Source organism: Pseudoalteromonas sp. NZS100_1, assembly GCF_015864285.1.
In the GTDB taxonomy this organism is placed as follows: Bacteria; Pseudomonadota; Gammaproteobacteria; order Enterobacterales; family Alteromonadaceae; genus Pseudoalteromonas; species Pseudoalteromonas arctica.
Genome location: NZ_JADYXN010000003.1, coordinates 27,874 through 42,168, shown reverse-complemented (window position 1 = coordinate 42,168; position 14,295 = coordinate 27,874). Strand labels below are relative to the sequence as shown.

At 40.1% G+C, this 14,295-nt stretch carries 14 protein-coding genes; 11 read left to right on the top strand and 3 right to left on the bottom strand.

Going from position 1 to position 14,295, the window contains the following annotated elements:
• Nucleotides 1–2: 2 nt before the first annotated feature.
• From rsxA to I6F66_RS22510, 10 genes are all read left to right on the top strand, one after another.
• Nucleotides 3–584: an electron transport complex subunit RsxA gene (rsxA, locus tag I6F66_RS02655; protein ID WP_008172491.1), complete on the top strand. Its 582-nt coding sequence runs from the start codon at nt 3–5 to the stop codon at nt 582–584.
• Between the two features lies 1 nt (nt 585).
• Entirely contained in the window at nt 586–1,140 is a 555-nt protein-coding gene (gene rsxB / locus I6F66_RS02650; protein ID WP_007585357.1) for an electron transport complex subunit RsxB, read from the top strand.
• Nucleotides 1,141–1,148: 8 nt separating this feature from the next.
• Nucleotides 1,149–3,731, top strand: coding sequence for an electron transport complex subunit RsxC (rsxC, locus tag I6F66_RS02645; RefSeq protein WP_197208687.1), 2,583 nt, complete (start codon nt 1,149–1,151; stop codon nt 3,729–3,731).
• A complete protein-coding gene (gene rsxD / locus I6F66_RS02640) occupies nt 3,728–4,786 on the top strand; it encodes an electron transport complex subunit RsxD (protein ID WP_024607244.1) in 1,059 nt (352 codons plus the stop codon). Before rsxC ends, rsxD begins: the two co-directional genes overlap by 4 nt.
• Nucleotides 4,783–5,424 carry an electron transport complex subunit RsxG gene (gene rsxG / locus I6F66_RS02635; RefSeq protein WP_197208685.1) on the top strand — a complete coding sequence of 214 codons (642 nt, stop codon included), beginning with the start codon at nt 4,783–4,785 and terminating at the stop codon, nt 5,422–5,424. Before rsxD ends, rsxG begins: the two co-directional genes overlap by 4 nt.
• The gene (locus I6F66_RS02630; RefSeq protein ID WP_010553676.1) at nt 5,421–6,119 is read left to right on the top strand and encodes an electron transport complex subunit E; all 699 of its coding nucleotides are present in this window, start codon (nt 5,421–5,423) and stop codon (nt 6,117–6,119) included. Before rsxG ends, I6F66_RS02630 begins: the two co-directional genes overlap by 4 nt.
• Before the next feature lie 49 nt (nt 6,120–6,168).
• Entirely contained in the window at nt 6,169–6,801 is a 633-nt protein-coding gene (nth, locus tag I6F66_RS02625; protein ID WP_024595475.1) for an endonuclease III, read from the top strand.
• 269 nt (nt 6,802–7,070) lie between these two features.
• Complete coding sequence (locus tag I6F66_RS02620) at nt 7,071–7,514, top strand: DUF3592 domain-containing protein (protein ID WP_197208683.1); 444 nt, start codon at nt 7,071–7,073, stop codon at nt 7,512–7,514.
• 157 nt (nt 7,515–7,671) lie between these two features.
• Nucleotides 7,672–8,421 carry a hypothetical protein gene (locus I6F66_RS22515; protein ID WP_231611819.1) on the top strand — a complete coding sequence of 250 codons (750 nt, stop codon included), beginning with the start codon at nt 7,672–7,674 and terminating at the stop codon, nt 8,419–8,421.
• Nucleotides 8,361–9,032, top strand: coding sequence for a S41 family peptidase (locus tag I6F66_RS22510; RefSeq protein ID WP_368668189.1), 672 nt, complete (start codon nt 8,361–8,363; stop codon nt 9,030–9,032). Before I6F66_RS22515 ends, I6F66_RS22510 begins: the two co-directional genes overlap by 61 nt.
• 289 nt (nt 9,033–9,321) lie before the next feature.
• Here I6F66_RS22510 and I6F66_RS02610 read toward each other — a convergent pair whose 3' ends face one another.
• The 3 genes from I6F66_RS02610 to I6F66_RS02600 are packed head-to-tail and all read right to left on the bottom strand — an operon-like array spanning nt 9,322 to nt 11,649.
• Nucleotides 9,322–9,627 (bottom strand): hypothetical protein, encoded by a 306-nt coding sequence (locus tag I6F66_RS02610; protein ID WP_197208681.1) that lies wholly within the window; start codon nt 9,625–9,627, stop codon nt 9,322–9,324.
• Nucleotides 9,628–9,683: 56 nt separating this feature from the next.
• Nucleotides 9,684–10,373: an SLATT domain-containing protein gene (locus I6F66_RS02605; RefSeq protein WP_197208679.1), complete on the bottom strand. Its 690-nt coding sequence runs from the start codon at nt 10,371–10,373 to the stop codon at nt 9,684–9,686.
• A 13-nt stretch (nt 10,374–10,386) separates the two neighbouring features.
• Nucleotides 10,387–11,649 carry a nucleotidyltransferase gene (locus tag I6F66_RS02600; protein ID WP_197208678.1) on the bottom strand — a complete coding sequence of 421 codons (1,263 nt, stop codon included), beginning with the start codon at nt 11,647–11,649 and terminating at the stop codon, nt 10,387–10,389.
• Nucleotides 11,650–12,309: 660 nt separating this feature from the next.
• Between I6F66_RS02600 and I6F66_RS02595 the strand changes: the two genes are divergently transcribed.
• Nucleotides 12,310–14,220 (top strand): aminotransferase class I/II-fold pyridoxal phosphate-dependent enzyme, encoded by a 1,911-nt coding sequence (locus I6F66_RS02595; protein WP_033027026.1) that lies wholly within the window; start codon nt 12,310–12,312, stop codon nt 14,218–14,220.
• Nucleotides 14,221–14,295: the final 75 nt, after the last annotated feature.

The following is a 14,295-nucleotide window of genomic DNA, read 5'->3' as shown; positions in this document are numbered from 1 at the left end:
ACATGACAGAATATGTCTTGTTATTGATTGGAACCGTTCTGGTTAATAACTTTGTATTAGTACAATTTTTAGGCTTATGTCCGTTTATGGGCGTATCAGGTAAGCTTGATACGGCGATTGGTATGTCTTTGGCAACCACGTTTGTGCTTACCCTTGCCTCTGTAACTAGCTATTTAGTTAATCAATATATTTTAATCCCTCTGGATATCGCCTTTTTACGCACCATGAGCTTTATTTTAGTGATTGCCGTTGTAGTGCAATTTACCGAAATGGTTGTGCGTAAAACAAGCCCTACTCTATATCGTTTATTAGGCATATTTTTACCGCTGATCACCACTAACTGTGCGGTATTAGGTGTGGCTTTATTAAATATCAAAGAAGATCATTCGTTTTTACAATCTGCAGTGTATGGTTTTGGTGCTGCGGTTGGTTTTTCTTTAGTGCTTGTATTATTTGCAGCACTACGAGAACGTTTAGCAGCTGCTGACGTTCCTACGCCTTTTAAAGGCGCCTCTATTGCAATGATCACTGCAGGCTTAATGTCGATGGCGTTTATGGGTTTTACTGGATTAGTGAAGTTTTAATATGACCTTGTTTTATGCCTTGATAGCGATTGGTTCGCTAGCACTCATTTTTGGACTTATTTTAGGGTTTGCAGCAATTCGCTTTCGCGTTGAAGGTAACCCTATTGTTGAGCAAATTGATACTATTTTGCCGCAAACTCAATGCGGACAATGTGGCTACCCGGGTTGTCGCCCTTACGCCGAAGCCATAGCCAATGGCGATGAAATAAATAAATGCCCACCGGGCGGCGAATCAACCATGAAAAAGCTTGCCGGCTTAATGGGTGTTGATGAAAAACCACTTGCCGGTGGCGAGCAAGCAGAACCTATAAAAACAGTGGCTTATATTCGCGAAGATGAATGTATTGGCTGTACCAAATGTATTCAAGCCTGCCCGGTTGACGCCATTTTGGGCGCAACTCGTCAAATGCACACTGTATTAATTGATGAATGTACTGGCTGTGATTTATGTGTTGAGCCTTGCCCTGTAGATTGCATTGATATGCTACCTGTAGCCGAAACTAAACAAAACTGGAAATGGCAGCTAGATGCTATTCCTGTTACACAAATAGATTAGAGGTTTGAGTGGACAAGTTACTTGAACAAATAAAAAAAGGCACCGTGTGGGCATTTCCTGGCGGCATACACCCACCACAACAAAAATCACTCTCTAATAGTGCGAGTATCACTCGCCTACCGTTGCCCGACAAACTCATTGTTGCGCTTAAGCAACACATAGGCGCAAACGGTAAGTTACTTGTAGAAAAAGGCCAACACGTCTTAAAAGGCCAACCACTTACAGCGCCTGCTGCTAACTGGTCGGTACCTGTGCATGCTCCAAGCTCTGGTGTGGTTACTGATATTGCACCTATGCCATCAGCACATCCATCGGCCCTACCTGAACTAAGTGTTATTATTGAACCAGACGGCAAAGACGAATGGGTAGCTCTAAATAAAAATAAAAATCCTGCTGAGCTTAGTCATGACGAGCTGATAAATATTATTCACCAAGCCGGTATTAGCGGTATGGGTGGTGCTGGTTTTCCTACTTATGTAAAAGCAGATACCAAGCAACCTATCGAATTTTTGATTGTAAATGCTGTTGAGTGCGAACCTTATATTACTGCAGATGACGTTTTAATGCGCGAACACGCTAAAGAAGTTATCCAAGGCATTGAAATAATGCAGCAGCTTTTAAACCCAACACTGTGCATTGTGGGTATAGAAGATAATAAGCCTGAAGCTATTGCAGCAATGAAGCAAGCAGCTGAGCATAACTCAAAAATTATTATTCAAACGGTGCCAACTATTTACCCATCTGGTGGTGAAAAGCAATTAATTAAATTACTTACTAACCGTGAAGTTCCTAGCATTGGTATTCCTGCCGATATTGGTATTTTAGTGCATAACACCGGGACTTTGTTTGCCGTACAACAAGCCGTTTATGAAGGTAAACCACTCATTGAACGTATAGTTACGGTAACAGGTAACACTATTCATAAGCCTGGGAATGTATGGGCACTACTTGGCACTGAAATAAAGCATTTACTTGATTGCCAAGGTTTCTCGCCTGTACCGCAGCAAAGTGTTGTGATGGGCGGCCCAATGATGGGCTTTACGCTACCCACAGTACGTATTGGCATAGTTAAAACAACTAACTGTATTTTAGCGCCTGATCATAAAGAGCTTGCGGAGCCCGGCCCTGAAAAAGCCTGTATACGTTGTAGCGCCTGTGCCGATGCCTGCCCTGCTTCTTTACTGCCACAGCAATTGCAGTGGTTTGCTAAATCAAAAGAGTACGACAAACTACAAGAGCATAATTTATTTGACTGTATTGAGTGTGGTGCTTGTGCATATGTATGTCCAAGCGAAATCCCTCTTGTACAGTACTACCGTATAGCCAAAGTTGAAATTAAAGAACAACAAGCTGACAAAATTAAAGCCGACAGAGCAAAAGAGCGTTTTGATGCACGAAAAGAGCGTTTAGATCGCGAGCAAGAAGAACGTCAAAACCGCCACAAACGTAAACCTGCCGCTAAATCTGCTGACGAAAAGCAAAAAGTAGCAGAGGCACTAGCCCGCGTTAAAAATAAATCAGATAACGGCGATGAAAAATCAGCTGTTGCAGCTGCTATTGCACGCGCTAAAGCTAAAAAGCTAGGCGATCAATCTGCTGAATTAGAGCCAGACAATAGCGAAGTAGCAAAAGAGCGCGCACTACGTAAAGAACAAGCGCGTAAATATAAAGAGCAAAAATCTCAAACAGATGAATCGGCCGCTACTGCGCCCGTTGATGATAAAAAATCAGCAGTCGCTGCAGCCATTGCTCGAGCTAAAGCTAAAAAAGCAGCACAAGCATTAGATAACGCTGAACAAGCAGCAAGTGAAGAGCCACAAAACGTGGCCCCTGTTGATGATAAAAAGTCAGCGGTAGCTGCGGCCATTGCTCGTGCAAAAGCTAAAAAAGCGGCTAAAGCATTAGATGGCGCTGAGCAAACCGTGAGCGAAGAGCCACAAAGCGATGCCCCTGTTGATGACAAAAAAGCAGCGGTAGCGGCGGCCATTGCTCGTGCTAAAGCTAAAAAAGCGGCTAAGGCATTAGATGGCGCTGAGCAAACCGTGAGTGAAGAGCCACAAAGCGATACTCCAATCGATGATAAAAAAGCAGCCGTAGCGGCGGCCATTGCTCGTGCAAAAGCTAAAAAAGCAGCTAAAGCATTAGAAGACGCTGAGCAGTCCGTGAGTGAAGAGCCACAAACTGATGCCCCTGTTGATGACAAAAAAGCAGCGGTAGCGGCAGCTATTGCGCGTGCAAAAGCTAAAAAAGCAGCTAAAGCACTAGAAGAAGCCGAGCAAACCACAAGTGAAGAGCCACAAACTGATGCACCCGTTGATGATAAAAAAGCAGCCGTAGCTGCGGCCATAGCTCGTGCTAAAGCTAAAAAAGCGGCTAAAGCACTTGAAGATACCGAACAAACTCAGCCCCAAGAGCTACAAGTTGATAGCGCAGCACCTAAGAGTGCAGAAAGTAACACCGATGACTCATCCAATTCTACTGAAGCAGATAAACCTAAATCAGCAGACGATAAGAAAAAAGCCGCCGTGGCTGCTGCAATTGCGAGAGCAAAAGCTAAAAAGTTACAAAAAGAAGGAAATAATCAGTCATGAAATTAACCATGGCCAGTTCGCCGCATAATCACAGCCATAAATCGTTAACGCGATTAATGCTTAGCGTTATTGCTGCGTGTATTCCTGGGCTAATTGCTCAAGTTTTCTTTTTTGGAACCGGTGTACTTATTCAACTGGTGCTCGCGCTTGTTGCTGTAAGCGTATTTGAAGCTGCAATAATGCTAATACGAAAGCGCCCTGTTTGGCCTGCATTAAGTGATGGCAGTGCGTGGCTTACTGCCGTGTTATTGGCATTGAGTATTCCACCACTTGCCCCTTGGTGGATAATCGTGATTGGCTGTTTATTTTCTATTGTTATAGTTAAACAGCTTTATGGCGGCCTTGGGTTTAACTTATTTAATCCAGCAATGGCGGCTTATGTACTGCTTTTAGTTTCGTTTCCGGTACAAATGACCGCATGGTTGCCTGTTACCGATTTAATAAATACGCCAATAGGCTTTGCTGATCAGCTAAGGCTAATATTCACCGATTTTACGGCCTCTGGGTTTAGCCTAGATCAAGTACGTGCAGGGGTTGATGGCCTAACAATGGCAACACCGCTGGATACTGTTAAAACAGACATAGCACACGGTTTAACCGTTACCGAAAGCATGCAAAAGCCATTATTTAACGAATGGGCTGGCCTTGGTTGGGTGTGGGTTAACTTAGGCTTTTTAGTGGGTGGTTTATACTTATTAAAAGCAAAAATAATTAACTGGCATATCCCTGTCAGTTTTATCGTAACTTTAGCTGTATGTAGTGCTATTGGTTATATCGCATCACCTGGTACAGAGCCGGGCACCCTATTTCACTTATTAAGTGGTGCCACTATGATGGGGGCCTTTTTTATAGCAACCGATCCGGTATCTGCAGCAACAACTAACAAAGGGCGCTTAATTTATGGCGCGCTAATTGGCTTACTAATTTATTTAATTCGTACCTTTGGTGGTTTTCCTGATGCCATCGCATTTAGCGTATTATTGATTAATATTGCAGTGCCGCTAATAGACTACTACACACAGCCGCGTACTTATGGCCATGGAGCAGTAAAATGATCATTTCGTCAATGGCTAAAAATGGTGCTATTTTAACTGCATTTGCGTTAGCGACAACGGGCTTAGTTGCCTCTATCAACGCACTTACTGCTGATAAAATTGCAGAGCAAGAACAACTGCAACTTACTGCGCAGCTACAAGAAGTACTCGACCCAAAATCGTACGACAATCAATTATCACAAGATTGCGTAATTTTTACTGACGAAAAACTGGGCCCACACGCAAATCAAGTAATTTACCGTGCTCGTAAAAACAATAAACCAGTCGCTGTTGTTATTAGGCATGTTACGCCAAACGGCTACAGTGGCGATATAAACCTGTTAACAGCTGTGTTGAGCGATGGCACTATTGCTGGCGTTCGTACCACTAAACACGAAGAAACACCTGGTTTAGGCGACAAAGTAGAAGTTAAAAAATCACTTTGGATCACCACATTTAAAAGCTTAACGGTTGAAGGCGAAGAAGACGCTCGCTGGGCTGTTAAAAAAGATGGCGGTCAGTTTGATCAATTTACAGGCGCGACCATAACGCCACGTGCTGTTGTGGGCTCTGTTAAAAATGCCGTATTGTTCGCACAAACTAATTTTGATGATATTTTTGCAGCACCTAATGCCGAATGTATGGAGGTAGCTAAATGAGTGAGTTAAAAACATTATACAAAGAAGGTGTGTGGGTGAATAACCCAGCCCTTGTACAGCTTTTAGGTTTATGTCCACTGCTTGCCGTTACCTCAACTGTAACAAATGCCTTAGGTTTAGGCTTAGCAACTTTACTCGTACTAATAGGCTCCAATGTTACCGTATCAATTGTGCGTAACTGGGTGCCAAAAGATATTCGTATACCTGTATTTGTAATGATCATCGCGGGCTTTGTAACAATAGTTCAATTACTTATGAACGCTTATACCTTTGGTTTATATCAATCATTAGGGATTTTTATCCCGTTGATTGTAACTAACTGCGCCATTATTGGCCGCGCCGAAGCTTACGCCTCTAAAAACCCTGTTCATTTATCAGCATTTGACGGCTTAATGATGGGTTTAGGCTTTATGGCTGTACTGTTAGTATTAGGTACTATGCGCGAACTAATCGGCCAAGGTACGCTGTTTGACGGTGCCGACTTATTACTTGGCCCATGGGCACAGAGCTTGCGCATAGAAGTATTTAACTTTGATAACCAATTTTTACTCGCAATTTTACCACCGGGTGCCTTTTTAGGACTTGGGCTGCTTATTGCTGCAAAAAACGTAATTGACGCACAAATAAAATCAAAGCAAATTGCACCGCCAGAGGCTGAAAAAGGCCCTCGAGCACGTGTTACCAGCTTAACTTAAGGGGAAAACGTATTAGAGCAACAATTAGCACTAATACGTTTTAAGTTGCATGAATAAAGAAAAACGTCACCAAATACTGTCGCGCCTGCGCGACGATAATCCGCACCCAGTTACTGAGCTTGAATATTCAAGCCCGTTTGAGTTACTAGTAGCAGTAACACTCTCAGCGCAAGCAACCGATGTAGGCGTTAATAAAGCCACTCGAAAGTTGTTCCCTGTTGCTAATACGCCACAAGCCATTTTAGACTTAGGTCACGATACACTGCGTGATTATATAAAAACCATCGGCTTATTTAATTCTAAAGCTGCCAACGTGTACAAAATGTGCCAAATTTTGGTGGATGAACATAACAGCATCGTGCCAGAAAATCGTGAAGCATTAGAAGCCCTACCAGGCGTTGGCCGTAAAACCGCTAATGTTGTACTCAACACAGCCTTTGGCTGGCCTGTAATAGCCGTGGATACACATATATTTCGTGTATCTAACCGTACCAAGCTTGCCATGGGTAAAGACGTAGTTGCTGTAGAACAAAAGCTTGAAAAAGTTGTACCAAAAGAATTTAAAGTAGACGTTCACCATTGGTTAATACTGCACGGGCGTTACACCTGCGTAGCGCGTAAACCAAAGTGTGGCAGCTGTATTATTGAAGACTTGTGTGAGTTCAAAGATAAAACAGAGTAACTATAGGCTGCCTTGAGCGATAACCGGTCATTGAGATTAGCTAAATATAATAGTTAATTGATTGGTCAAACTGCTTTTTGCGCATATATTCATAAAAATGAGCTGCACGCGCATATTGATCTATTTAACTTAACTCAAATATTTTAGAAAACTTAGTGATAGTAATACCTTAGGTTATTTGTTAAAACTATATAGTGTAGACAAATGAGCGTTAAGTCGGCAGAAATATGTGCGATAAGCGCACTATTAAATTTTTAGGTAACTCAAGTATGTTCAGTATCGTCAGCAAAATGAACAACAACATTAAGATAGGATATATGTATCTGGTACTTGGTGTTCTGATGTTTTTGGGTGGCTTGTATATTACTAAAAGTACGTCAGATTTTATCGACAACGCATTATCAGCAAAAGGCACTGTAATTGAGTTAATTCAAAAAGACGACTCGCTATATCCTGTAGTAAGCTTCATGGATGAAACTGAAAAACAGCATGCTTTTGAGTCTAATTATGGTTGTAGTCCCGCTTGCTATAAAGAACAAGAGCAAGTAACCGTTCTTTATAGCGGTGGTAATGTTAAAGCTCCTGTAATAAGTGGGTTTATGTCCTTATGGTTACCAAGTCTGCTTTTGTTAGGCATAGGCATTAGTTTTATTGTTGTAAGTCTATTCCAAATAAAAAGGTTACGGGGCAATATAGCGCAAAGCGTTGCCTAACAACACGCCCTAAGGTGGACGACCAGTAAAATCAGCTATTAATTACAAATTTTAAAAATGGTGGACCTCAGTTCTTTTAGCCAACAGCAATTTGCCGCTTAAGACAGCATTCTACGCTTAGTCTAGTTCGGTTGTGATTCACTATTAGGAGTAAACTTTGAATAAAGGGGTTTTGTTATTTCTACTCACCGTACTTTGTACCATTAATTCTGCGAACTCCACTGAGACAACTTGGAAAACCCAAGGTTATGGTTACGTTTTTCATACTGTGGACAATAAAACAACAGCCTTTGATTTAACAACTAAGCATTGTTTGGAAAACCACTTTATCACCGATGAGTTTGAACAAATCTCGTTCATTGAAGAAACAAAAAAAGTGAATAAAGATACTCGCTTACTTAACTTTGGTGGTTTGTTTCCGTTAAAGCTAACGAAATTAGATAGTTTACCCGCTCAATGTCAATCCGAAAAAATTGTTAGTATTAAAGACAAAAACTATGAATTTAATGCCAGTATTGTTCTTGACGTTCTAATGAATAATTTTGAAGAGCACTATGCATTTTCAAAAGATAAAAATATTAATTGGGTTGAGCAGAGAAAACTTTGGCAAAAAAGAATAACCTCAAAAACTACGCAAGATGAGCTATTTAGTATCATAGATGACTTTCTTAAAGAATTACGCGACGGTCATGCCATATTACTCAATCAAGATCTTGATAGGCTTTCACATTACTCACCAAGAAAGTGGTCATTTTGGGATGAATTAAAAGCGCACTCAGAAAACTACCCTGAATACTCAACTTACTGGGAATTACATACCGCATTAATTGAAAAGTCTCAGGAAACATTAAAAATTACATTGATAAAAACTATTCCACTCTTCAATATCACGATAATTTTACCTTAGCAAAAACGCCTCAAAATATTGCCTATTTAAAAATAAGTAACTTTGATGATTTCTCAAATAATGACGTAAAAGCAACAAAAGAGGTTATGGAGATATTTACGCCTATCATCAAACAAAGCAATGGTTTAATTATTGACTTACGTTTTAGTATGGGTGGAAGTGACTTAGTAGCATTTTCTATTTTATCTTACTTAATAGATTCAGAATTAGCCTTGGGGGGGAAACAATTTAAAACATCGACAGGTTATAGTGAACTTCAAAAAATTGTTGTCGCCCCATCAAAAATTAATCATTACACAGGAAGCATTGTTGTTTTAACTAGTCAAAAAACACCTAGTGCGGCTGAAGTATTTCTTTTAGGTTTACAAGCAAGAGGCAACGTTACTTTTATTGGTGAAAGAAGCTACGGAGCTTTTAGCGATGCGTTAACAAAAGCTTTGCCCAATGGTTGGGGGATCACATTATCAAATGAAAGATATCTCAATTCTCATGGGGATAATTATGAAAACATTGGATTGCCTGTAGATCATGAATTTGTATTTCTTGATGTGGAGAATATTGAAAGCGGAAAAGATGTGCAGCTTAATGAGGCAATTAAAGCTTTTAGATAAGTGCATTTGGCGTATAACGAGGCGTTACCAATGTCTGCTGATGGCACTAAGCCGAACTTCGGCAAAGAGCGATCAGCAGACGGTCGATCAAAATCATTTTTGGACAGAAATGCGTTTGATCAAAGGTTCAAAAAGTAGGTGGTGGGATTAGTAAATGTATGGATATCAATTAAAGTTTACACTGCGTATCGCGCAGCTCAAAGTCAGTTTTAAGTGGTCTATTTTTGAGTTGCTTTCAAAAACATTGACAGGACTATGCATCCAGTGCAGGAGCCTGACTACACAAAAATTATTTATCGTCATATTGCTCAAAGATTTCAGATACAACTTGATTATTTTGCAACAGCTGTAACTTGATTTTATTGACGTCAGGAATACTTTGAAATGGTCCTGATGGATCATAAGATCTAAATTCAAATAATATTGAACTACCGTCAACTTCATTATAAGTACAATATAAACGATAATAGTGCGCCTCACCTGACACACTCAAGTTCATTTCACGGACTCTGTCGACCAAATAACTAGAATTTTGGATCATTGCAGATTGATTAATATAGCTTTTTATTAGATTGAATTTTACTTCTGCTAACATTGACACTCCATTTTTGACTTTTCCCCACATTCGAACAAAATCTAAGACTTTGTACCTTATTCTTCAGGAAGGCTGGCTTTTGGTAAAATCACTTCAGCTTCTTGGTTAGTAGACTCTATAGTTTTTTCAATCAAGCATCCATTGGGACATGGTTCTTGAATCCAAGTCCATGACTTACTAAAAAAGCAATATGGGTTCATATAAACCAATACGATTATAAGTAAAATGGTGGTTGTAAACCTTAAAGTAAGCGGAATTTTATCTTTCCAAGTTAGCCTTAACTCAGTACAAAACCATTTGTTGTTATGTTCAGAAAACAACTTGTAGTGAGCAAACCAAGAAGTTAACAAAATTGGTGTTGGCTGAAGGACAGCATGATGCTCACCTTGGAGAGTCCCTAATTGCTGCCTTCTTTCTTCATCAGGCAACGAATCTTGAGAATGAAGCAACTCAAGTTTTTTACTGATCGCTGTAAGTTTAACGCCCGCATCTAGATACTTTTCTTTTTGCATCTCCCTAGGTTTAAGCATCAAGCCAACAACACCTGCGATTAACAGAAACGAGGCTAGTATTTTGTTATTAAATGACTCAAATGATAATGCAAGAATACCTAATACAAGAGATAGGAAACTAATGATACTTGGGAGTTTTTCGCAAGTATCAAAAGATGCAAAGTTGAGCTTCGCACCATAAATTACGTTGTAGTATTCCCTAGCAATTTGCTTGGTCACAGTTTGTTCTGTCATATACTTGCAACCCTTATGCTATTGGAACTTCAATACTGTCTCTTGCAACCACAATGTTATTTTGAATGGCGTAGCACTCAACTATATGGTCACCGTAAAAATCTGATGTTTCTGTTTTAGTTCGACTACCATCATCATCGACGATCTGACCACGGATACAGTTACGTTTAACAGACATTTCGCCTTGATTGAGGACCTTCCACTTTAGCTCAAAATCCCCAACGATGTCAGTATCAGAGATCTTAAACTCTAGATTTCGTTCAGGCATGATTCTTTGTTTAACATCAAGCATCCTGGACAAGAAATGAGTAATTGCATCTTTTTTAACCTCACAATCTAATGATATGTTGTACTTTAGATTTTGCTGATATACATCCTCAATGAACTGCTCTGTTGAAGCTTTGACTACCCCTACTCTTGACGGGAACTTCTTACCAAATACGCTTTTGTAGCACTTATTGCATTTATCATCTTGTCCCGCAGCTCTTGCAGCTATAGCTTCATCACAACTCTCTCTCGCCTGCTTAGCGCTCTTCTGAAACTTCTTTTTGACCGATACATGGGAATTGCTCCCAGGTGATCGATAATAATCCTTATCAGGTTCATTTTCTAAGAACTCAAAAAAATCCCTAACTAGTACGTCGTATTTCCCAAAATTTGAATTGTCGAAACTCACATTCTTATCTAAAAAACGATAACATAGCGTGTCAATCAAAAAGCCACTCATTTGTATTTCATTTCTTGAACGCCAAGCTCTAACCATCTTCGCCAAGCGCCTTAGGTTTCCGTTTCGTTCCTGATTTTTGTCTTTAAATGCCTTCAGCTCAGCCTTGGGATCACATACCAGCCAACAACCACCATCATAGGTGTCTGGGTAGTAAAATTTATCATTTTCTAATCGAAAGACAGGAACCACTTCAATCACATAGTTGCTGAAGTTGACGACAACAACATTTCGGTCCTTTTTAGCCTCTGTCTGCGTATAGACTTTCTTGATCTGTTCTTTGCAGTCATCGAGTAAACCAGATTGATTGTTTTTATATTCTGCATATTTTGACGGGGGCAGAATGTAAAGCATATCTAAGTCAGAGATCCCATCGATACCAGTGTATCTGCCGTATGAACCAACTTGTAGGCTATTTGCAGTCTTACTCTCGTTGTCACGAAAGTGCATATTCAGACGACGGGTAATACCGCCATAACGTTTACTGATCTGCCCTGAATTCTTGATCTGTAGGTTTGTGAGAAAAGAACTAAAGTCGCTTTGTACAGTCATTACATTGTGATTTCCTTATCTAATTGTCCTTATAATGTTGGGGTTATAGCGCGCTAATTCAAGTAGTAAGAGGAAGAAATATCATGTTGATAGATTTGAACATTAACATCCATTTAAGGAATGCTTGAGAGCGTTTAAAACTCGTTTCAGGCAACAAAATGTACAGCCTATTCGGGGGTAGGTCTTGTATTTTGCTTGCTCATTAGCGCATGTATGGCAAACATTATTAATTGAATACTGCTCAGTCTGATGAGATAACAAACTTCGGGGCAGAAACGAGTTAATCATGAATGACTGCTTATGGCACTCTCCAGCCACTCGACAACATAAAATGCTGATAATAATTGGTAAGGTATTTTACTGTGTCGGATGGCGCTTCGCTTATTCGACCTACACTGGCACAAAACTGCCCATCAAATAAGTATGATTTTTATACTTTAGTGGTATAAAACTTAAAGGGAAGTATATTGTCGTTGATAATGATCAAAATCTTTATGCTTACGATGCAAACAGAAAACACATGAATTTCATTGCGCCTCTTATTTGTAGTAGCCAATGAAATAGAACAATTATTAGAACATTATCAAAGTATTAATTTCACAACGCTCACGCCTTTGGTTATGCTAGTGAGCATTATAAAATTATATTGCGAAACCCTCTATGCTACCTCTACTTCGTATCTTGATAATTGAACAAGACCCAGCCACCTTACAAGGGCTTTCAACTAATCTGTCAAAGACCATTCCTAACTTTGAGCGAGATGATATTCATATCGATATTATTGAATGCCTTGAGCTTAAACGCGCGTTGGAACATGTAGAGGAAGATGGTGATATTCAAGCCGTGGTTCTCAGCTGGGATATGCACAACAAAGTGGGTGAGCGAATGTATAGTCGCTTTATCGAGGATTTAAAGGCAATTCGTCTTGAGTTACCGGTTTATGTTATCGGCGACGACACTAAAGGGCTGGAAATCGTTAACGAATCAGAAGAAATCGAATCATTCTTTTTTAAAGATGAGGTGATTTCTGACCCAGAAGCTATTTTAGGTTATATGATTAACGATTTTGACGACCGCTCTGAAACGCCATTTTGGACGGCGTATCGTCGTTACGTCGGTGAAGCAAACGACTCTTGGCATACACCGGGTCATAGTGGGGGTTCTAGCTTTAGAAACTCACCTTACATCAAAGATTTTTATCAGTTTTACGGCCGCAATGTATTTGTTGGCGACCTGTCGGTTTCGGTAGACTCGCTAGGTTCATTGTCAGACAGCACCAATACTATTGGCCGTGCTCAAGAGTCAGCAGCAGCAACGTTTGAAGTTAAGCACACCTACTTTGTTACAAATGGTTCATCTACCTCAAATAAAATCATCTTGCAGACACTCCTGCGCAAGGGCGACAAAGTAATTGTCGACCGTAATTGCCATAAGTCAGTACACTATGGCATATTGCAATCAGCTAGTTACCCCATTTATTTGGCGAGTATCTTAAATCCAAAATATGGCATTTTCGCGCCACCGTCGTTGGCCGACATCAAATTAGCAATTGAAAACAATACTGATGCTAAATTACTAGTGCTTACCGGTTGTACTTACGATGGCCTGCTTAGCGACCTAAAACAAGTCGTAGATTATGCTCATCAATATGGTATCAAGGTGTTTATAGATGAAGCCTGGTTTGCATACTCTTTGTTTCATCCTAGCTTTCGTCATTATTCTGCAATACATGCTGGGGCTGACTACATTACGCATTCTGCGCATAAAGTAGTATCGGCATTTTCTCAGGCGTCTTATATTCATATTAACGATCCCGATTTTGATGCTGATTTCTTTCGAGAGATTTATAGCATCTACGCCAGCACATCGCCAAAATATCAGCTTATTGCATCGCTTGACGTGTGCCAAAAGCAATTAGAGATGGAAGGCTATAAGCTGCTCAATGCGCTGCTAAATCATGTTGAAGAGTTTAAACAACAGATGGCCTCGCTTAAGCAAATTAAAGTATTAGCTAAGCAAGACTTTATGGAAATATTCCCGCATTTTAGTGGTGATAATATGGGCCACGACCCATTAAAAATCCTTATTGATATTAGTGAGCTACCCTACTCATTAAAAGATATTCATAAATATCTACTGGATGAAATTGGGCTAGAGATAGAAAAATACACACACAGCACCATTTTGGTTTTACTTACGCTTGGCGGCACGCGCTCAAAAATAATTCGTTTGTACAATGCGTTGAAAAAGCTAGACAGCGGTAAGGTAAAACTATCGAAATCGACGCGTAGAGCTCGCTTACCTGAAAATTTACCTGCCATCGACTTGGCGTGTATTCCAAGCGATGCTTTTTATGGCGACCGCGAATCTGTGCCTATCAGTAAAAGCAACAACCGCATTTGTGCAGGTTTAGTTACTCCATATCCACCGGGCATTCCGCTTTTAGTCCCAGGCCAGCATATCACTAATGACCATATCGAATATTTACAAGAGTTAGCAAGCCAAGGACTGACGATACAAGGCAGTTTCGATGGTGAAATTTATGTTCTTAAGGGTAAGGTTAAGAAGTAACGGTATTGGTTTAATACTATCTCGATAATAATACCAATCTGCTTATATACGGGGTCTATTTAACGTTAAGAAAAT